The organism is Cellvibrio zantedeschiae, from assembly GCF_014652535.1.
Lineage (GTDB): Bacteria > Pseudomonadota > Gammaproteobacteria > Pseudomonadales > Cellvibrionaceae > Cellvibrio > Cellvibrio zantedeschiae.
This window is the reverse complement of the sequence record NZ_BMYZ01000001.1, coordinates 2,401,040-2,419,967: the sequence shown is the minus strand read 5'-3', so window position 1 is coordinate 2,419,967 and position 18,928 is coordinate 2,401,040. Positions and strand designations below refer to the sequence as shown.

Sequence of the window (18,928 nt, the reverse complement as noted above, 5' to 3'; positions counted from 1 at the left end):
CTTGGTGGTTTTACGCAAGAGACGCCAATTCGGATCATTGGAATTAACTTAAAGCGCAGTGATCCGAAATTATTGCCACGGCGTAGAAAGCCCATAAGTCTATTGGACGAAATACCTATGATTTCCATTCCCCATAGTGGGTCCTCCCCTGGCGGGCCCGCACGGCAGCGCGACGACACCTGGAGCAAAACCCTGGAGCGGGTCGGCCAAGCTCGCGATGAGCAGGCATTTGCTGAACTTTTTGCCCATTTTGCCCCGCTGATAAAAGGCTTTTGCCTGGGCAACCTAAATAGCAGTTTCCCTGCTGATGCTGCCGACGAGGTGGTACAAGAGGTTATGTTTAAGGTTTGGCAAAAAGCACCTACCTATGATGCTTCTAAAGCAGCAGCATCGACCTGGATTTATACCGTCATGCGTAATTGCCGAATCGATCTAATGCGTCGCAATCAGCGCGTTCCAATTGATAGGGAAGTAATTGATATCGACGATATTTGGGACGAGGCGGATGACGACCAGGCTTTTGTCTATTTGCAGCAATCCAGTAATGAAGCCTTGATTGATAAATCTTTTATCCAGCTTCCACCTGAACAGCGCCAGGTACTGACGCAAGTTTATATGCAGGGAAAAACGCATCAACAAATCGCGGATGAAACGGGCTTGCCTTTAGGTACAGTAAAATCCCGTGTACGAATCGGATTAAAAAAAATGCAAACACTTATTCTAGATGCGGAAAAAACAGCAGAGAAAAATAAGGGGGCATGGCAATGATTAATCATCACCCCGACGATAATCTCCTTACGGAATACGCAAGTGGTAGCCTTGCTATAGCATTGAGTTTGATTGTTTGTGCACACCTGCAAGTGTGCCCACATTGCCGCAAACGCGTTGAGCATCTCAATAAATTGGGCGCCTCGATTTTAACTCACAGCGTTGCAGAAGCGGTTCAGCCCGATAGCTTCGCGCAATTGATGACGCGTATTCGCGGTCAGGAATCTGGTGTGGATCAGCATGTGAAGGAAGTAAAAGTTCAACAACAAGAATTACATTCTTCTTATGCACACGATCCCTTGTTTAAATCAATTCCCAAAGTTATCGCAAAACTGCTGCCGCGCGATGGAAAATTAAAATGGGAGCGTGTTTCCAAAGGCTTAAAGTTTGCGCGTTTGGTGACGGGTCAAAAAATCTATGAAGTGGCTTTCCAACGAATTACCAGCGGCAATAAAGTGGTGGAGCATGATCACCGAGGCTTAGAAGTTACCATGGTATTGTGCGGTAGCTTTTCTGATGAAGATGGTGTTTACAGCGAAGGTGATTTTTTAGTGCGCACACCCGGCGAAATTCATCGCCCTACAGCTACCCAAAATCAGGATTGTTTGTGTATATCCGTAGTGGAAGCGCCGGTAAAAGTGACAGGATTTTTGGGTAGATTGATTAATCCGTTTTTGGGTTTTAAACCGGCTTGATAGTGGGAATTAAAAAGCCTACCAAGTGGTAGGCTTTTTTATGCTTGCGATTTAGAGATATGTTGGATACATGTTATTTTTGTCGTACACGCTTTTGTGCTTCCGCTAATTCTTTTTCAAACTCCTTACTAGTGTCTTTGATTTTTTTGCACGATGAAGATAGGGTGGTGCAGCTATCAGCGCTTTCCATATCTTCAACAATACGAAAACCTTCCCCCAAGCTTGAACGATTATTTTGCCCGCCGTGGCCACGCATGCTTATGTGCGAGCCACCGTTTGATCCATAAGTGTTGCCTTTGCGTGAGCGCATGTAACATTTTTCTGAAATCCATGCTGAGCCATCAGTGGGGGCACCTTGGTAATTTTCGTGATCGCAATCTGCAACCCATTCGCTGACATTACCAATCATGTCGTACACGCCAAAAGCATTGGGTTTATACATGCCTACTGTTGATGTGTATTCCACTCCGTCATCACACGCCATATCTCTCTTTGCATAATTCTTATCACGAACAAACGCGCGCAATCCACTTTCGTCAAACGTATTTCCATAGTGGCAAACATCTTTTTCATTATCGCCAAAAGAATATTTGGTGGAGCTACCCGCACGTGCCGCATATTCCCATTCTGCTTCTGTTGGTAAGCGATATTTTTTTCCGGTTTGTTGCGATAGCCAGGCAAGATAAGCATTGGCATCATCCCAGCTCACACACATAACAGGGTGGAAGTCGCTAGGCGCATATTCGGGTGTTAACCAGTTTCCTGGTAAGACAGCAATGCCATCTTTGTATGGGCCACCATTCTCACTTACATACTTCCAGCACATATCATCCGTGGTAAAACCGGTTGCAGCAGCAAATTGTTTAAATTGCTTAATGGTTACCTCATAGGGAGATATTTTAAATGCCTTGACGTTCACTTTATGGATTGGCTTTTCCTTGTCATAAAGATTGCTTCCCATTAAAAATTCACCGGCAGGAATGTCAACCATGGGAGGTGCAATTACCGGCGTTCTCTTCCAGCTTTTATAGGTTGCCAATAAGTCTGCACGTTTTTTGGTTGCAATAGACTTACGCTCAATGACAGCTTGCTGTGCTTTGGTTAAATCTGCATTGAAGTTTTTTTGTAATTCGCTTGGTTGAGCAGATGCATAATCTTTAATGTCATCTCTAATATCCAGAGCAAGGCGGAAACCGCGATCAAAGTATCCCTGCTTCGCAATTGCATTAACGTCATTTGCTGTGGGGCGAAAGGCTGGTCTTTGGCTATTGGCGCCTGTAAGCCGAGTGCCTCCACGGGCGAAAGGCGTTGTACAATTTGCGTCTGTCCATGCAGCGCTTGTTTGAGGTGCTCCCTGATAATTGCTGTGATAGCAATCTGCCACCCATTGACTGGCATTGCCAACCATGTCGTAAAGACCAAATTTATTGGGTGGATAAGTACCGACGATGCTGGGGTTTGGTTCATCGTCTTCACACTCCGTTCCTTTTATAGACCACTGGAAAAAGGATCCAAAAACTTCTGAGGTGGATTTGTCGTAAACATTTCCATACTGGCATAGTTTTTTTTCATCATCGCCAAAATGGAACTTTTTTGTACTGCCTGCGCGTGCGGCATATTCCCACTCGGCTTCGCTGGGTAGGCGATAACGCTTGTTAGTTTGGGTAGACAGCCAGGTAATGTAGGCTTGTGTATCTTCCCAGCCCAGGCAGGTGATGGGGTGAAATTCCCGGTCGGCAAATGTGTCCGCTTCAAATGTATTTGTGTGCTCTTCTAACGCGCCTTTTTGTGCTTTGACCAGGCATGGTTTCGTTGGTTTATAATCGGTTGCTTTTATAAACTGCATGAACTCTTTTGTAGTGACATCATATTTGGCCAGTTTAAATGCGGCGACTTTTACTTTATGCATGGGCTGTTCTGCATCGCTTTCAGTACTGCCCATTAGAAACTCGCCCGCGGGGAGAGTGACCATCGCAGGTTCTATATAATTATTATCGGCGCAAAGCGCTGGGCTAAAACATGCAATGACGAGAATAAGAAAGACATTAAGTTTTCGCACGGATGAATCCTTTTATGAAAGGTAAATGGATTAAGTGTAAATGGCCGAGTATTGTTTTTATCCACCGGAATTGAGCAACAAATCCCCAAAAGAGTCTTAGTTTTTTTCTATTTCTTGTGTTATGAGAAAAAAGATAGAAATTTAAGGTTTGACTGGGTGATTTCTAATCAGAGTGATTTGATGAAATACGCATTTAAAGAATTTGTCTTCGACAGCGAACAGCTCATCCTTTATAAAAATAATGACGTTATTGCTTGTCGCCACAATGAGGCCAAGCTCCTGGCGTTATTTTTAAGTGAACCTCAGCGGGTTTTTAGTAAGGACGAGATTCTTGAGCAGGTATGGGCTGGTAAGGTGGTCTCTGAACAAGCGGTGTTTCAAAACATCAGTTTATTGAGGGCTTTATTTGGTGAAGATGCGATCAAGACTTTTTCAAAAAAAGGCTATCAGTGGCAATTAGACACAATGCCTTATGTTGAACCTCCATTTGCCCCGGCTGCAACACAACTTGCTACAGCAGTGAATTCCCGCTTTGGTAGATCTTTTTGGGTTGCTATCGCACTGGCTTTAATTGTTTTGAGCACGGGTTATTTCTTGTATTGGCGTTCAGTTCAATCTGATTCTCAGCTTACCCGCGTTGCATTATTACCCTTGTTGATTAAGCCTAATGACCAACATAACGCAAATCTCGATGCCGAATTAGTAAAGTCTGTTTGGGAAGGAATTAACCAAACTAATACTTTTCATCCAGTCATTGTCAGCGGCATTAAAGACTATGATGACTTTTTTTATACGCCACAAAAATATTTTACCCAAATTACTCAACAAACCCGAAGTGGCATTGTGATGGTTGCCAAGCTGGGAATGCGAGGAAGTAAAATCAGCATTAACTACTTACTAAAAAGTGAAAAAGGCATATGGGGTGCAGGACATGAAGCTGAGACAGTGCCTTTATTGCTGGAGAAGTTGAATGCGCATGTTGCTCTTGTTTTGCAATCTAAAATATTGGATATGGACTCTTTAGATTCAGCTTTGAGAAATGCAAAACTAAAAATATTACATCAGCAAGCGTCAGATGACTTTAATGTGTTGTCGCAATTGATTCACAGTGAAATTCAAACTGGAAATACAGATAATGCCATTTTATTAGCTGGCGAAATGGTTGAGCGCGCGCAGTTTCAAGGCGACAAGCTAAGGGAAGCTTGGGCTTATGTCCTTGTGGCCGATGCCTTCATTGCGCAAGGACTTTATGAAAATGCCGGGCCAAAATTACAAAAAGCCCTGGAAATTTTTCAGGCGGAACAAGATTCATCGTCATTGGCAGTCACGCAATATAGCTATGCGCGTTTGGCCTTTGCTAAAAACGACTACGCACTTTTTAAGCAATCTGTAGTTGCTGCCATGCGATTTGCAAAAGAAGCTCAGGATCCTTTACTTGAGGTTAATGCAAGCAACTATTTATCGGTAACCGCTAATAAGTTTGGTGAGAAGCTCGATAGGCAAACTTATTTGGAACGCTCGGAAGCTATTCTGGATCAAACCCATCAATCAAAAGAACATTATGGCAGCGTGTATTTTTATGCAGGGATGTTTGCTGAAACTCCCGTGCTGGCAGAAAAAAATTATCGCAAGGTATTGGCAATATTACCTGCCGATCAAGAGTGGTGGGAGCGTGAGAGAGCGCAGGTACATTTGGCAGAGTTGCTAATTAAGCAGGCTCGTTGGGAGGAGGCACTTGAGCTTTTCCCGAAGGATAAACTGCAAGGTTCTGAAGAGTTGATGGTTGCAAAAATCTATGCGGCGCAACAGCAATGGAGCCAAGCAGAGGCGCATGGGTTAAGTGCATTTAAGTTGGCCAACCTGAATGGACAAGCTAGCTCTGCGCTGGATGCGGCTCTCTCGCTAGTCACTATTTATCAAGAAGCTGGAACACCGGAAAAGGCACAGGTTCACCGGCAATTTCTGCATCGTGAGGCGAAAAATGTGGCTTATTGGATTAAATTTAATAAAGACGCCTTGGATAAGGCAGGGATAGCGTTGGAGTAGGTTACGACCTAAACAAAAAATTACGTCTTTTCCCTTAGATTATTTCTAGTCACAATGACTATCTTGAGCGGATTAATACTATAATAATTATCACAGGTGGAATTTTAATTGCCTGTCAAAAATGCGCTTAATTTTTAGTCTTATAACAGCGTTTTGCCTAACAATAACATTTCGGGAACACACTATGCACCTAAAACACCTGTTGACGGGTATGGCTGCCGGCCTGCTCGCGGCTTCAGCTTTGGCTGAGCCTATCAAAGTTTTGGATCGAAACGGTTCTTATGTAGGGGTTGAAACCTACGCGCCCAACATTGTGCGGGTAACTTTAGCAACTGACCGCAACCTCGCGGCGGCTGGACCAGGTTATGGGTTTATTGCCAAGAGCGACGATAAAGGCTTTAGCCACAAAAGCGACGACAAGGGCGATGATTTCGTTTCCAGCAGCCTGACCCTGCACGTAAATGCCCAGCGTTGGCCAAGTGCGCCGAGTATGGGCGAGCGTTACTTTGCTCCATCTTTACCACCCGTTTCCCTGCAAGTAAAAAATGCCAAGGGCGACCAAGTTCTCAGTATGAATGGCTGGGAAATGGCTCCTTACGAGGTTAGCGGCGAGCAAACCTATCAAGTGGGTGCCAGCTTTGGTACTTCACCGGATGAGCATTTTTATGGCTTGGGCCAAAACCAGGAAGGCATCCTCGATTTGCGCGGCCGTGCGATAGATTGTAAGCACTGGTATGACGCTCCTCACGGCGAGACTGTGTGTGTTCCCTTTATGCTGTCCAACAAAGGCTATGGCATCATCTGGGATAACCCTTCCGCTACCAAAATTTACCCCGCTGTGAATGGCCGTACTCTTTGGCAGTCGCGCGTCGGTGAACGTGTTTCTTACTTTGTGATTACGGGTACTCCAGACGAAATCTGGGCGGGTTACGCCAAGCTCACCGGTAAAACGCCAATTCCGCCTAAAGCGGCTTTCGGTTTGATCCAATCCAAAGCGCGTTATGCCAGCCAGAAAGAAGTGGAAGAGGTTGCCGACACTTACCAGGCCAAAAAATATCCGCTGGATATTATGGTGGTCGACTGGTTCCATTGGACTCGTATGGGCCAAATGGACATAGATCCGGCGCAATTTCCTGATCCAACCGGCATGAACAAAAAGCTTCATGCGATGGGTTTGCAATCCATCATCTCAATTTGGCCGCGCTACGAAACAGCGGGTCGCTACTATAACGAACTCGATAGCAAAGGTTATTTCCTGAAGAATAAAGACGGTAAGTCCCAAGATGGCTTGCCGTTCCGTTCGGATCGTACAGGTGCCTTGATCGATTCCACCAATCCTGATGCGCGCAAATGGTTCTTTGAAAAAGCGCGCGACAATATCCTTTCCCACGGTTTCGATTACCCATGGTTGGATGAAACCGAGCCAGACTTGGTGCCGGATGGATTGTTCTTCAAAATTGGTTCGGGTGATCGTTATCGCAACCTGTATCCACTAATGCATGTGGAAGGCTTTGCTGATGGTTTGCGCGAATATCGCCCTAACAAACGCAGTTTGATTCTTGCGCGTGCTGCTTATTTAGGTTCACAGCGCACGGGCGGTCTTTTCTGGTCGTCAGATATTCAGCCAAGTTGGGAGGCGCTCAAGCGTCAGGTACCAACGGGTTTGAACATGACTGCTTCAGGTTTTGCATACTGGGGTAACGACATAGGTGGCTGGCAATGGTTGCCACAAACAACTTCTGCAACTAAAGCGCCTTTGCTAGATCCGTCTGATGCCCGCGAAACTGTAGGCCAAAACCACGATTATCCAGAGCTGCACACGCGCTGGTTCCAGTACGGCACCTTCTTGCCAACCTTGCGTTTACACGGTGATCGCAAGCACGCGGAAATCTGGGCATTTGGTAAAGAGGCGGAAGCCATCATGGCGAAATATGATCGCCTGCGTTATCAGTTGATTCCTTACATCTATTCGCAAGCCAAGCGCACTTACGATACAGGCTCACCTTTCATGCGTGCACTTTGGGTAGATTTCCCGAATGATCCAAAAGTAGCGAATATTGGTGATCAATATATGTTTGGTCCTGCATTCCTGGTTGCACCAGTAACCGAACAAGCGCAAACAGAAAAAGACGTTTATTTGCCAGCGGGTGCGGATTGGTACAACTTCTGGACCAATGAGAAATTTGCCGGTGGCCAAACCATTAAAGTGGCTGCGCCTATCGACCAAATTCCTGTGTTTGTAAAAGCCGGTTCGATTGTGCCTATCGGTGCTGATATCCAAAGCACGGCGACCAAACAAGCTATTGCCAGCATTAAAGTGTACCCAGGTGCTGACGCTGACTTTACTCTTTATGATGACGATGGCGTAAGCCTGGATTACCAAAAAGGTAAGGGCACAAGCACTAAATTACATTGGAATAATTCCAGCAAAGTGTTGAGCGGTGCTTCTTCCAATTTGGTAAATGTAATTAGCAAATAATTACAATCTATACCATCAATATCAGGATCTGCCTTGCGTAGATCCTGATATTTCTTTGCATCAATGCAATTCTGTTTAAACAATAAGTCAATTCGATTTCGTTTTCTTGCCTATAAAATAATACGAGAAATAATTTATGTTTCCTCTCTCCCGTCGCCAACTTCTGGGCCATTCTTCATTACTGTTTTGTGGTTATGCATCTTCTGTTCAAGCCGCCAAATTTTTACCTGGCGCGCGCAAACTTGTAGCCAAGCCTCCGCTGCAGCAATTTTCTTATGACCGGGTGCGCTTGGGTGAAAGTTTATTGCGCGAGCAACTTGATTATCAAACACGTTTATTTATGGGAATTGATGACGATAAATTATTAAAACCTTTTCGCCAGCGCGCCGGGCAAGCTGCACCGGGTGAGGACATGGGCGGTTGGTATGATGATTCGAAAGATTTTCACATAGATCCCAATGATTGGAGCACGGCGAATTGGCACGGCTATATTCCCGGCCACAGTTTTGGGCAATATGTTTCAGGCTTGGCTCGTGCTTACGCCATTACTGGCGATGAAAAAATCAAGCAAAAAGTTAGCGGATTGGTAAATAAATACGCGCTTACAATATCGCCGCGTTTTTTTGAAAATTATTATTTGCCTGCTTATACCTACGATAAGCTGGCCATAGGTTTGATAGACGCATATCAATACGTAGGAGTTGAAGAATCCAAAACTGCGCTCGATAAATTAACCACGGCAGTCTTACCTTTTTTGCCGGAGAAAGCGCTGACGCGTGAAGAGCGCCGCGCACGTCCCTACACACAGGAAGCGGAGATTTGGGACGAGCCCTATACTCTGCCAGAAAATCTTTTTATTGCCTGGCAATTGGGAATGGGTGAAAGATATAAAGACCTTGCTGCTCGCTATTTACAAAACGAAGCTTTTTTTGATCCGCTTGCAAAAGGGATAAGTCCCTTTAAAGGCAAGCATGCTTACAGTCATGTCAATGCGCTTAATTCTGCTATTCAAGCCTATTTCACCAATGGTGAGAGCAAATACCTAAAAGCAGCGCGCAATGGTTTTGCGTTTATTGAAGCCCAATCTTTTGCGACAGGTGGTTGGGGGCCAAATGAAGAATTAATTGCGCCGGACGATACCGAAACCTTACTGCAATCGCTGACAGAAACCCATCGCACTTTTGAGACACCTTGCGGTGCTTATGGGCATTTTAAAATTGCGCGCAGCCTGTTGCAAATTACCAAGTCGAGCCACTACGGCGATAGTATGGAGCGCATACTTTACAATACGATTCTTGGTGCTAAACCAACGCTGCCGGATGGCAGTACTTTTTATTATTCCGATTACAATCAAAAAGCCCATAAATTTTTCCGCGGTGAGCAATGGCCCTGTTGTTCGGGCACGTTTATTCAGTTGGCGGCGGATTATGGCATCAGCACTTATGTGCAGGAGCCAGAGCGTGTTTATGTAAATCTTTATGTTCCCTCACAAGTGCGCCTGGATTACGGCAATCATGCTGTCTCAATTGAGCAAACCACTAAATATCCTTTTGCCAATACCAGTAGCCTAAAAATTACAGCAGATAAACCGACTAGGTTTAGTGTGTCATTGCGAATTCCTGCGTGGGCAGGTAAGGCGACAGCTATCAGTATTAATGGTGAACCACAGCCTAGTGAAATTAAAGCAGGAAGTTTTTTTGACCTGTCCAGAACCTGGAAAAACGGCGACCTTATAGAAATTATTTTAGATATGCCCATGCGACTTGAAGCGTTAAACTCCGCGCATAAAGATGTAGTGGCACTTTTAAAAGGCCCGCTGGTTTTATTTCCGGTAGATGCAGATGCTGTGAATTTCACTCGCGAACAATTATTGGGTGCAACGCAAGTTTCTGATACAAGCTGGAAAATAAAACTGGGTGAAAAGAATATTTATTTAAAGCCTTTTATTCATATCAAAGACGAAAGCTATAGACTCTACAATAAAATACTTCCTAAGGTTTAGTCGGTGCTGCTTCACTTCCTTGTCCAATAGATGGTTCCTGCGGCAACGGCCAGTGGAGTAATTACAATGTTGAGGAAGGGAGTCATGCTACCGGCTAGTACCAGCCCACCAAACATAAAGCTGGATATTTTTTGCTGACCAAGTTGTTGGCGAACCATTGTGAAAGGCAGTTGATGGTTGTCTGCAGCATAATCACAAAATTGTAAAGCCAGGCACCAGCTTCCCCAAAGTCCGCCTATTAAAACGCCCAGAAAATTTGCGCCGGGTAAAAATATCAACATAAAAATGATAAGACCTATTGCTAGCGAGCGCGGCACAAAATAAATCAGTTTGGTGAATTCACGTTTGAATGTGCGGGGAATTAAGCTCGCCAATGTTTCTTCTGCTGGAATGTTTCTTGTGATGTGAGCTTCTATTTTTTCTGCAAGTAAACCTAAAAATGGTGCGGCTATAATGGTCGTAATTAAATTAAAGCAATAAGCGTAAACAATTAGTGTAATTAACACTAACAAGGGCCAGAGAAGCCACTTAAGCCAAAGCAACCAATGCGGCAAGTAGGTTTCAAGGTTGGAAAATAGAGCTTGTGCGTAATCCAGTGCGACTGAACTTAAGGCAATAAAAATAAGGAGATTTAATAGCAGGGGAATAAAAATAAACCGGCGAAAACCTTTGCTGAATATCAGGCTTAATCCTTCAGTGAAGCAATTAAGTATGCTCACAGGCTGCGTTTGTGTTTGCATAGCGGTCTACATATTAACCCATGAATTTAACGCGCGCATTTTGAACGAGTAATTCTCTATATGCAGCACCATTCCATCTTCCAAAATTTTATCAATGACTAGTCCATTGCTTAGCTGATCATTCGCGTGGTGAATGGTGCCATTAATTTTTACACTACCGCCGTTGCTGTTGTAGTTGTGTTCGCTGTAATTAAGGCTTGGAATTTTTTCTAACACCTGGCTAGGTAAGTCATGCAGGTCCGGCAAGTTAGCAAATTGCGTGATAGAGGTTGGCGATGCGCCAGAAACATCTGCTGGTGCATTCGCAGTTGGTGTTGGTAGCGTCAGGGTGGTATTGGTACTTTGTGCCGCCGTGTTTTGTTGATAAAGACTGGCAACATTTTCTTCTGAAGTGTCTATATTTTCTTCTGAAACGTTTGTGCCTGGGTTATTTTCAGCTGCATTATTTTCAATTATTTGCGTCGTTGTTGTTTGTTCAGTTGCTAAGGATTTTTGTTGTTGGGATGAGATTGAAGATTTCACAGCTGCGCTTGTGGTTGCAGTAGTAGTTGCAGGTGTTGCAGAGCGTTGTCCCAGCCAGTATATAGTTGCGAACAAAAGACCTAAACCTATAGCAATTACAGCCACAAGCACAATGGATTTATTGCGCGTGCCATGATCAAACGTGTTTTCGTGGTTGCTGCTTATGCCAGGCGTAGCTTCGTTGCGCTTGCGTTCCTGGTCGGCTTTATTAAGTGCATCAAGGAGTAGTGACATGATTGGTTTCGCTAAATTCAGTTAAGAGTGTTTTGTCTGCACCAATGGTTTCATTAAGTTTTAACAGGGTTTGTTCGTTAATATTGCCATCAACAGGAATACCTTTGCTGCGTTGAAAAATTTTAATTCGTTCGTGTAAAGCAAGGCTGAATAAATCGTCGCTCAGCGGCTCTTTTTGCTTATCAATTTTTGCAAATTGTTGAGCAACCCACGCAACTGTTGCGCTGCTATCTCCAAGCAAAAGTGTCTCTGTAAATCCTGGCGGTCTTTTCCACAGGTAAACGGCTTCGCCTGTCCAGTCGCGCCCAATTTTTGCGAGTGGCACAATGACTTTCTCTTCTTTTTCATTCAACACCCAGGCATTTTCGGTGTTCAACCCTATTAGCACTAAATAAGTTGAAAACTTTTCAGGGGTGGACATGATTAAAATCACCGGGCGGTTGAGATCGCTCACATCGGTCCAGGTGTGTAGTGAAACTTTTGCGCATTGGTGGCTGGTTTTAAGGTTGGTTCCGCAGGGGCGAGTTTCAGCGGCGAGTGGTACGCTTAAATAATTAAAGAAGATATCTTCTGCATCGTGGAAATTGCGCAGTGCAATACTTGGCGCAGAACTGGCAGCTGCAGAAGATGTTGAAGCACTGCTCGAAGAAACTGAACTCTGTGCTCTTCCAACTTTTGTAAAGCTGTGAATGTTTTGTGTTTGGGTGAAATAAAGTGATGCGCTTAACAAGGTTAGGGCAACAATTCCTAGCGCCCATTTCCAATAGAGATTTCTTTTCGCAATTTGGGTTTGCTCCAAACCACCAATAACTTCTTTGCGTGCTGCATTAAAAATCGCATTGTCAACACGCGCTTTGTTACCGCCATAGGCGCCAATTAAACATCTTTCACAAATAACATTTATCAAGCGCGGAATGCCACCTGTAAACGCATGAATGCGTTTGACGATAGCGTAAGGAAATGGACTGCGGCCTTCCGGTAATCCTGCAACTTTTAAACGATGGCGAATATAGGCCTGGGTTTCTGCAAGCGTTAAAGGTGTGAGATGAAAGCGTGCAGTAATGCGTTGCGCCAACTGGCGTAATTCGGGTTTGGACAGCAAGGCTTTTAATTCCGGCTGGCCCACCAAAATAATGTGCAGCAATTTTTGGGTAGTAGTTTCCAAATTGGTTAGCAGGCGCACTTGCTCAAGCGCTTGGGTAGACAGTAATTGCGCTTCATCAATCAATAAAACTGTATTGCGGCCGTGGGTGTGGTTGTGTAAGAGAAAACTGTGCAGCGCATCGGTAAGGTCTTTTACACTGGGATTTTCTTTTGCGCTGGGATTTTTATTTGCATAGTCCGCACCCAATTCGTCGCAAATAGTGGTGAGCAATTCCGGCACATTCGACATAGGATTCATAACGATTGCTATATCGGTATTCTCCGGCATTTGTTCCAGTAAGCAGCGAATAATGGTGGTTTTACCTGTTCCCACTTCGCCTGTCAGCATCACAAACCCGCCACCGGCAACGCCATAGAGTAAATGCGCCAGAGCTTCCTTGTGCTGTTGGCTCATATACAAGTAGCGCGGGTTAACGGCTATTGAAAAAGCGGGCTCGGTGAGACCAAAAAAGGAATGGTACATAACGAATGTGTAGCCAGTGTGTTATTGGGTCTATATTGGGTTGATCTAGATGGGGCAGATGATAGCGGGAAATTTGGCGGCTGTGTTTTAAATCTCGTTGAGCTTATTCTTCTGCAAGCACGACGCAGTTGCGCCCTTGCTCTTTGGCTTCGTACATGGCGCGGTCAGCGCGAACAAACCATTGTTCGCGGGTTTCTTCCGGTTGAATACTGGCGCAGCCAAAGGAAGCGCTAATAGTGCCTTTGGGGCCATTGATATGAGTAGTAATCTGCACGCGGATTTGCTCGGCAATTATGGCTGCCTCATCAAGTCTGGTATTGCGCGCCAGCAATACAAATTCTTCGCCGCCAAACCGAAATGCGCGGTCTGTCTTGCGCAGGCGAGCAGATAGTAAATTCCCGATGTTGATCAACACTTGATCGCCAATGCTGTGGCCAAATTTATCGTTAATATCTTTGAATTTATCCAGGTCAAATACAATCAGCGTTGCGGGTATTTTGTAACGGGCAAAGTCATCTGTGCAAAGGCGTAGTTCTTCATCCATTAAGCGGCGGTTGCCTAGCATAGTAAGCGGATCTTGCGACGCAAAAATTTCCAGGCGCAAACGCTGCTCTTCCGTTAAGCGTGCAAATAAATACGCCATGGTGCTGCCAAAAAACAGTGACGACATCATTGCCAGGGAATCCAGTGTTTTACCTAAACGCCAGGCAACAGGTACTACCAAGGCTATAGCAATTAGGTTAAGGATGATGGCGCGCTTGGGGCGCAAGAGAAAAAAGTTAGCCAATACGGTGGGAAAGATCCAAAACACAAAAATAGGGCTGTTGAGATGAACCACAACAATAGCGCCTAAGGTGTAAAACCCTGCTGCGAAATTCAGGATGGCAGCTGTTGCTTCGCCGCGCCAACGGGCATAAACAGCGCTACCAATGGCGGCGCATACAATTGCAAGATCCAGCAGGGCATGGGTAATTTCGCCCTGTGCATAACGTAAATACACGAAAGGGCCAATTCCAATTACCGCTAAAATCGCAAAAAGGTAAACAAGCCCTAATTGAAACTTATTGGTGGAATTATCAAACATAACCCTGTTTGTCCTCATCGATCAGCAGATACTGCGCGGCTGTTTTTATAATATAGCGGTAAATTCCCGGATTGCAGGATTTGTTTGAGTGCCAAGTGTTATTTTGATGTCGTGAGTCGAATTTTTGAACAATGCTTATGGTGCCAAAACCATGCGGCGCGATTACAATGAAGATCATTTTTATAAGACATAATCCAGACGGCAGGGGAGATATATGGGTAAAAATCGCCTAGAAGCTTTTAGCGACGGTGTGCTCGCCATCATCATCACCATTATGGTGTTGGAAATGAAAGTACCGCACGGTGCAGATTGGCAAACCTTGCAAACATTGGCGCCAGTTTTCTTTAGTTACATTTTAAGTTTTATTTATGTGGGCATTTATTGGAATAATCATCACCATTTACTTCATGCCGTAAAACACGTAAGCGGTAGCGTGCTCTGGGCAAATTTACATTTATTGTTTTGGCTTTCGCTCTTGCCGTTTGTAACTGGCTGGATGGGGGAAAATCATTTCGCACCGCTGCCGACGGCTCTATACGGGATCGCATTGGCCATGGCTGGTATTTCTTATTGGATTTTAGTGCATTGTATTATTGCTACCGAAGGTAAAAATTCTTTAGTAGCCCAGGCTGTAGGAAAAGATTTCAAAGGTGTTATTTCAGTGGTGGTTTACGCTGTTGCTGTGCCTTTGGCGTTTGTGAATGTGTGGTTCGCTCAAATTGGTTACATAGCGGTTGCGTTGTTGTGGCTGGTTCCTGATCGCCGAATTGAAAAAACCTTATCAGAGCATTCCCAATAATATGGAATTTTTTGATAGCCACTGCCATTTTGATTTCGCGATTTTTGATCATGATCGCGACCTCGTCTGGAGTGAGTGCAACGCGCTTGGGCTTAATTCTATGTTAGTTCCCGGAGTTGCTCCGTCGCAGTGGGAAAAAGCAGCGCAGGTGGCTGATAAAAATTTGCATATTTACCTGGGGGTGGGGCTTCATCCCTGGTGGATAGAAAAAGAGTTTGCACAGAATTTTAATATGTTGAAACAGCAGCTTGCGGATAATCTTTCGCTAAAAAAATGCGTAGCGATTGGCGAGTGCGGTTTGGATGCAGGAATTGAAACGCCTTTGGAGGTGCAGCATCAAGTATTGGATGTGCATTTGCAATTAGCGCATGAGACCAAAATGCCCGTAATAATTCACTGCGTTAAAGCCCACAATGAATTGTTGCAGCAGTTAAAAAAATATCAGTTACCCGCTGGGGGTGTGATTCATGCATTCAGCGGCAGCTATGAAATGGCAACGCAATACTGGTCCATGGGTTTCAGATTAGGTATTGGCGGCACCATCACTTACGAACGTGCCAATAAGACTCGCAATGCGGTAAAGCAACTACCACTGGATGCAATCTTGTTGGAAACGGATGCGCCCGATATGCCGCTGAACGGTAAACAGGGGCAGCGCAATAGCCCGGTAAATATTATTGCTATTGCGCAAACGCTCGCTGATTTGCGTGCTGAGTCAATTGAACATGTTGCTACGCACACCACTACTAACACTCGCCAACTTTTCAAGATTATTCATTAATGTTCGCTTTTGACGATCTCTCATCTGTTTCATTGCAGGAACTAACCTCTAACGCCAATTGGCAGTCGCAATATCGCCTGATTACTCAATGGGGAAAATTAATTCACCACAAACCGGAATTGCGATTGGAAACTAATTTGCTGCGTGGTTGTGAAACCTTGGCTTGGTTAACGCATGTGCAAAAAAATGATTTACATTATTTTTCTTTTGATAGTGACAGCAAAGTAATTAATGGTTTGGCTGCGCTACTCCTGTCGCAGGTTAATGGCAAAACGGCTACAGAAATTGGCGGGATTAATTTGGCAGAATTGTTAAGTTTAGTGGGATTGGAAAAACATTTAACGCCATCACGCAATAATGGTTTGCGGGCCATTATTGCGCGAGTGGACGAGTGTGTGAAGCTGTGAGTTAAATGTAAGTTTTTAATTAATTGAACTATATAAGTTATTATTTCTTGGGCCCACTTACGAATCCACCAGTAGTAACGCGAAAGTTGTCATACCACAGTTCAAAGCTCTGACCTTCCTGATGATCAGTCCAGTCAAAAACATTAACGCTACGAATAGGTGGGTTTGACCAATGGTGGTTGAATAAGCCGGTAGCATCAACATACACAACACCGTCAATTTCTAAATAATATTCGCCATCTGCTATTTCGGTTTGGTCAGACGTGCCACTATTAAACTTACATTGAACACGGAAGTGATGCCATGTTTCGCCCCAATCGACAGGATCAAATGATTTAAATTGTGGTGTTTTAACAACTGCAGTTTTTCCGAATGACCGTCCAACCCAACTGGGATTAGAACCGCTTAAAAAAATCACATTCTTTACGTCGTAACTCTGATCACCATCTGCACCATCACCAAATCCGATGTAATTTAAGCTTCCGTTGTTAGGGCCTTCCCCCAAACTCACTTTGCCCTGGTTTAAGCCAAATGTTGTGTTGGCCGAATGTCCATTGGCATTATTTTCTCCAAATACTTTTAAAAACTTGGTGCCATGTTTATAGCCAATAGCATCCTTGGGAAGTTTTGCATCAAATTCGATGAAGACTTCAAGTGTTTGGGCACTCCATATATTCACGCCGCCCCAAACATAAACACCACCACCTGTCCCAGGGTATATACCCTGCACACTGCCTTTACTACCGCCTGCATTTAACGCTGTATTGGTTGAAACTTGTATGGTGCCGCCGTTGCCCGCGCCCCAAAAACCATTGTTGTCATTAGGAAAGCCAGATTCAAAATCTGCAAAATACAATGTGGTTACATTCGCGGCTGAAACAGTTGATGAAGACGTTTTACTCGAGCTGCTGCTGGACTTGCTGCTTAAATTAGACGATGAAATGCTGCTGGCTTTACTGCTCGAATTTGAACTGCTGGATTTATTGCTTGAGATCGAACTGCTACTTAATTTGCTTGAGCTCGTACTGAAAATAGACGAGCTGGAAGATGATGAGGTTGTGGCAGGAACAGTCACCATCCAGCCTTGTGATACCTGCCCATTTGCATTGATTATGTAAATCCACGCATTTGAATTCGTTGCAAATCCCGCGGATTGTAATGGTGCATTCGCGCTCACATCGTTCCAACTTGTTGCTACTAAGGGATTGCGGATTGTCGCAGATGCCCAGTTGGATGAATTAGCTAATACAATTCGCGCGCGCGTAGTGGCGAGGTAATGATCGTCATACCAAATGCTTACGCCGTCGGTGCTGGTTGGCTCAATAAAATAATCAACACCTGTGACAAGATAGCTACAATTCAAAACCTGACTACTGGTGTCCCTCAATTTAAGATTGTGAAAATTAAAGTGTGGATTGCCATTAACAGCCGTGACAAATTCGCCGTTGCTTTGGCCTACATCATTTAAACGATAATATTCTTCGACTTGCACCCAGGTGTTTTCAGGAATCGCAAAAGGAGTTCCTGTGTATCCAACAGTTTCTCCAATCCATCCTTCTTCAATGGAATTATCTGCGCGTACAACGCCACCTTGAAGGAAGCGTAGTGTTTTATCCGTTTTGCTGCCCGGATAGTAACTAGAACGAAATTTTGGCGAGCCGTTGTAGCAAGGCCAATTATTTCCAACCTCCATACCGCTGCGATTAAATTTCAATTGGCTCATGCGGCTGCCATTGGTATTAAATTTAATTTTGTAACTGATAAATAATTCTGTGCTGCTAAAACCGCGCACGCCTATGTGCGGAAAAGATTCTTGCACATCGTTGCTGACGGCGGCCATGTGCGCTTGGTGTTTCAGTGATTTATTGCCGCTGTAGGCTGTGGTTTGGTCCACAGAGGTTACGCCACCAAACCCACCGTAATTGTGGTAACCAAAATCTGTAGCAAGTGCTCCGGTTGTGCGGCTATCAAAATCTTCGTAAACCAATGTGGACGATGTTGTACGCTGCCCAAAATTCGTGCCGCTAACACTAACTTTGCCGTTGGCGATGGTCACTGCGGAAATAACCGGAGAATTAGTTGGCGAAGAGATGGATGATTTTGAGCTAGAGCTATTTAAAGAGCTGCTTGATGATGTTTTGCTACTCGAACTCGAAGAGCTACTACTTTTGGAAGAGCTCGATTGAGATGAATTACTTTTGCTCGATGAAGAGCTGCTTTTTGAACTCGAACTTATTGAACTCGATGATGGTTTGCTTGAAACTGAATTGCTCGAAACAGAACTGGAAACGCTCGATAAACTCGTTTGGATTCCGGTGCTAGCCATGCTCGATGACGAGCTGCTAAATGAAGTGCTAGATGAGCTGCTTGACGAGTTAATGGAACTGCTTGTTGTTTTAGAGGATGATGTGCTGCTAGCAACAGATGTTGTGCCGGAGCTGGAAGCTGATGACGGTGCTGTATCTTTTTCTGTTTCGCCTGAAATGGATGAGACTGTGCTAGTGACCGGTGTTTTATCGACGTTAAAACTGTTTGCGTTGCCTCCGCCCGCACCACCGCCACACGCGCTTAATAATATAAAGCACAAAAGGCTGACTGAAGTGAGTTTTAGTTTGCGGGGTGATTTAAAACTGCGTAGGCCAAACAATATAAACGTGTGCATAAGATAAAGCTCGCTAGTCCATT

At 44.6% G+C, this 18,928-nt stretch carries 16 protein-coding genes; 10 read left to right on the top strand and 6 right to left on the bottom strand.

All coding sequences use genetic code 11. The annotated features are described in order from the left end of the window. The first annotated feature begins 117 nt into the window (after positions 1-117). Together IE104_RS10725 and IE104_RS10720 are read left to right on the top strand one after the other, a co-directional pair. On the top strand, positions 118-768 hold the full coding sequence (locus IE104_RS10725; RefSeq protein ID WP_189418154.1) for a sigma-70 family RNA polymerase sigma factor: 651 nt from the start codon (positions 118-120) through the stop codon (positions 766-768). Next, entirely contained in the window at positions 765-1,463 is a 699-nt protein-coding gene (locus IE104_RS10720; RefSeq protein ID WP_189418152.1) for a ChrR family anti-sigma-E factor, read from the top strand. Before IE104_RS10725 ends, IE104_RS10720 begins: the two co-directional genes overlap by 4 nt. 73 nt (positions 1,464-1,536) lie before the next feature. On the opposite strand, the gene IE104_RS10715 is transcribed toward IE104_RS10720, so the two are convergent. Next, positions 1,537-3,435 carry a formylglycine-generating enzyme family protein gene (locus IE104_RS10715; protein ID WP_189418150.1) on the bottom strand — a complete coding sequence of 633 codons (1,899 nt, stop codon included), beginning with the start codon at positions 3,433-3,435 and terminating at the stop codon, positions 1,537-1,539. Positions 3,436-3,573: 138 nt separating this feature from the next. On the opposite strand from IE104_RS10715, the gene IE104_RS10710 reads away from it, so the two are divergent. The 3 genes from IE104_RS10710 to IE104_RS10700 all read left to right on the top strand — a co-directional run bounded on the left by IE104_RS10710 (position 3,574) and on the right by IE104_RS10700 (position 10,049). Then, positions 3,574-5,568, top strand: a complete 1,995-nt coding sequence (locus IE104_RS10710; RefSeq protein WP_229837783.1) for a winged helix-turn-helix domain-containing protein — start codon at positions 3,574-3,576, stop codon at positions 5,566-5,568. 184 nt (positions 5,569-5,752) lie between these two features. Continuing rightward, positions 5,753-8,047 carry a glycoside hydrolase family 31 protein gene (locus IE104_RS10705; RefSeq protein ID WP_189418142.1) on the top strand — a complete coding sequence of 765 codons (2,295 nt, stop codon included), beginning with the start codon at positions 5,753-5,755 and terminating at the stop codon, positions 8,045-8,047. Positions 8,048-8,183: 136 nt separating this feature from the next. Continuing rightward, the gene (locus IE104_RS10700) at positions 8,184-10,049 is read left to right on the top strand and encodes a beta-L-arabinofuranosidase domain-containing protein (protein ID WP_189418140.1); all 1,866 of its coding nucleotides are present in this window, start codon (positions 8,184-8,186) and stop codon (positions 10,047-10,049) included. 11 nt (positions 10,050-10,060) lie between these two features. Here IE104_RS10700 and cysZ read toward each other — a convergent pair whose 3' ends face one another. From cysZ to IE104_RS10680, 4 genes are all read right to left on the bottom strand, one after another. Then, positions 10,061-10,789: a sulfate transporter CysZ gene (gene cysZ, locus IE104_RS10695; RefSeq protein ID WP_189418138.1), complete on the bottom strand. Its 729-nt coding sequence runs from the start codon at positions 10,787-10,789 to the stop codon at positions 10,061-10,063. Between the two features lie 6 nt (positions 10,790-10,795). Continuing rightward, positions 10,796-11,545 carry a general secretion pathway protein GspB gene (locus tag IE104_RS10690; RefSeq protein ID WP_189418136.1) on the bottom strand — a complete coding sequence of 250 codons (750 nt, stop codon included), beginning with the start codon at positions 11,543-11,545 and terminating at the stop codon, positions 10,796-10,798. Next, entirely contained in the window at positions 11,529-13,172 is a 1,644-nt protein-coding gene (locus tag IE104_RS10685) for an AAA family ATPase (RefSeq protein ID WP_189418134.1), read from the bottom strand. The genes IE104_RS10690 and IE104_RS10685 overlap by 17 nt, the downstream gene beginning before the upstream one ends. 103 nt (positions 13,173-13,275) lie before the next feature. After that, positions 13,276-14,256: a GGDEF domain-containing protein gene (locus tag IE104_RS10680; protein WP_189418133.1), complete on the bottom strand. Its 981-nt coding sequence runs from the start codon at positions 14,254-14,256 to the stop codon at positions 13,276-13,278. A gap of 214 nt (positions 14,257-14,470) precedes the next feature. Here IE104_RS10680 and IE104_RS10675 point away from each other — a divergent pair, with 214 nt between their 5' ends. The 3 genes from IE104_RS10675 to IE104_RS10665 are packed head-to-tail and all read left to right on the top strand — an operon-like array spanning position 14,471 to position 16,243. Continuing rightward, positions 14,471-15,055, top strand: coding sequence for a TMEM175 family protein (locus IE104_RS10675; protein WP_189418131.1), 585 nt, complete (start codon positions 14,471-14,473; stop codon positions 15,053-15,055). Position 15,056: 1 nt separating this feature from the next. Then, positions 15,057-15,836 carry a TatD family hydrolase gene (locus tag IE104_RS10670; protein ID WP_189418130.1) on the top strand — a complete coding sequence of 260 codons (780 nt, stop codon included), beginning with the start codon at positions 15,057-15,059 and terminating at the stop codon, positions 15,834-15,836. Continuing rightward, positions 15,836-16,243 carry a SufE family protein gene (locus tag IE104_RS10665; RefSeq protein WP_189418128.1) on the top strand — a complete coding sequence of 136 codons (408 nt, stop codon included), beginning with the start codon at positions 15,836-15,838 and terminating at the stop codon, positions 16,241-16,243. Before IE104_RS10670 ends, IE104_RS10665 begins: the two co-directional genes overlap by 1 nt. A gap of 40 nt (positions 16,244-16,283) precedes the next feature. Here IE104_RS10665 and IE104_RS10660 read toward each other — a convergent pair whose 3' ends face one another. Next, positions 16,284-18,299 (bottom strand): hypothetical protein, encoded by a 2,016-nt coding sequence (locus tag IE104_RS10660; protein ID WP_189418126.1) that lies wholly within the window; start codon positions 18,297-18,299, stop codon positions 16,284-16,286. Here IE104_RS10660 and IE104_RS10655 point away from each other — a divergent pair. After that, positions 18,292-18,429 carry a hypothetical protein gene (locus IE104_RS10655; RefSeq protein WP_189418125.1) on the top strand — a complete coding sequence of 46 codons (138 nt, stop codon included), beginning with the start codon at positions 18,292-18,294 and terminating at the stop codon, positions 18,427-18,429. The genes IE104_RS10660 and IE104_RS10655 overlap by 8 nt on opposite strands. Before the next feature lie 12 nt (positions 18,430-18,441). Next, positions 18,442-18,912 (top strand): hypothetical protein, encoded by a 471-nt coding sequence (locus IE104_RS10650; protein ID WP_189418123.1) that lies wholly within the window; start codon positions 18,442-18,444, stop codon positions 18,910-18,912. Positions 18,913-18,928: the final 16 nt, after the last annotated feature.

What these genes read in the sequence shown, in the direction of transcription:
- IE104_RS10655 (WP_189418125.1), top strand. Translation starts at nt 18,292, where the DNA reads ATGGTCACTGCGGAAATAACCGGAGAATTAGTTGGCGAAGAGATGGAT.
- IE104_RS10690 (WP_189418136.1), bottom strand. Translation starts at nt 11,545, where the DNA reads ATGTCACTACTCCTTGATGCACTTAATAAAGCCGACCAGGAACGCAAG.
- cysZ (WP_189418138.1), bottom strand. Translation starts at nt 10,789, where the DNA reads ATGCAAACACAAACGCAGCCTGTGAGCATACTTAATTGCTTCACTGAA.
- IE104_RS10680 (WP_189418133.1), bottom strand. Translation starts at nt 14,256, where the DNA reads ATGTTTGATAATTCCACCAATAAGTTTCAATTAGGGCTTGTTTACCTT.
- IE104_RS10705 (WP_189418142.1), top strand. Translation starts at nt 5,753, where the DNA reads ATGCACCTAAAACACCTGTTGACGGGTATGGCTGCCGGCCTGCTCGCG.
- IE104_RS10685 (WP_189418134.1), bottom strand. Translation starts at nt 13,172, where the DNA reads ATGTACCATTCCTTTTTTGGTCTCACCGAGCCCGCTTTTTCAATAGCC.
- IE104_RS10665 (WP_189418128.1), top strand. Translation starts at nt 15,836, where the DNA reads ATGTTCGCTTTTGACGATCTCTCATCTGTTTCATTGCAGGAACTAACC.
- IE104_RS10700 (WP_189418140.1), top strand. Translation starts at nt 8,184, where the DNA reads ATGTTTCCTCTCTCCCGTCGCCAACTTCTGGGCCATTCTTCATTACTG.
- IE104_RS10715 (WP_189418150.1), bottom strand. Translation starts at nt 3,435, where the DNA reads ATGGTCACTCTCCCCGCGGGCGAGTTTCTAATGGGCAGTACTGAAAGC.
- IE104_RS10675 (WP_189418131.1), top strand. Translation starts at nt 14,471, where the DNA reads ATGGGTAAAAATCGCCTAGAAGCTTTTAGCGACGGTGTGCTCGCCATC.
- IE104_RS10670 (WP_189418130.1), top strand. Translation starts at nt 15,057, where the DNA reads ATGGAATTTTTTGATAGCCACTGCCATTTTGATTTCGCGATTTTTGAT.
- IE104_RS10720 (WP_189418152.1), top strand. Translation starts at nt 765, where the DNA reads ATGATTAATCATCACCCCGACGATAATCTCCTTACGGAATACGCAAGT.
- IE104_RS10725 (WP_189418154.1), top strand. Translation starts at nt 118, where the DNA reads ATGATTTCCATTCCCCATAGTGGGTCCTCCCCTGGCGGGCCCGCACGG.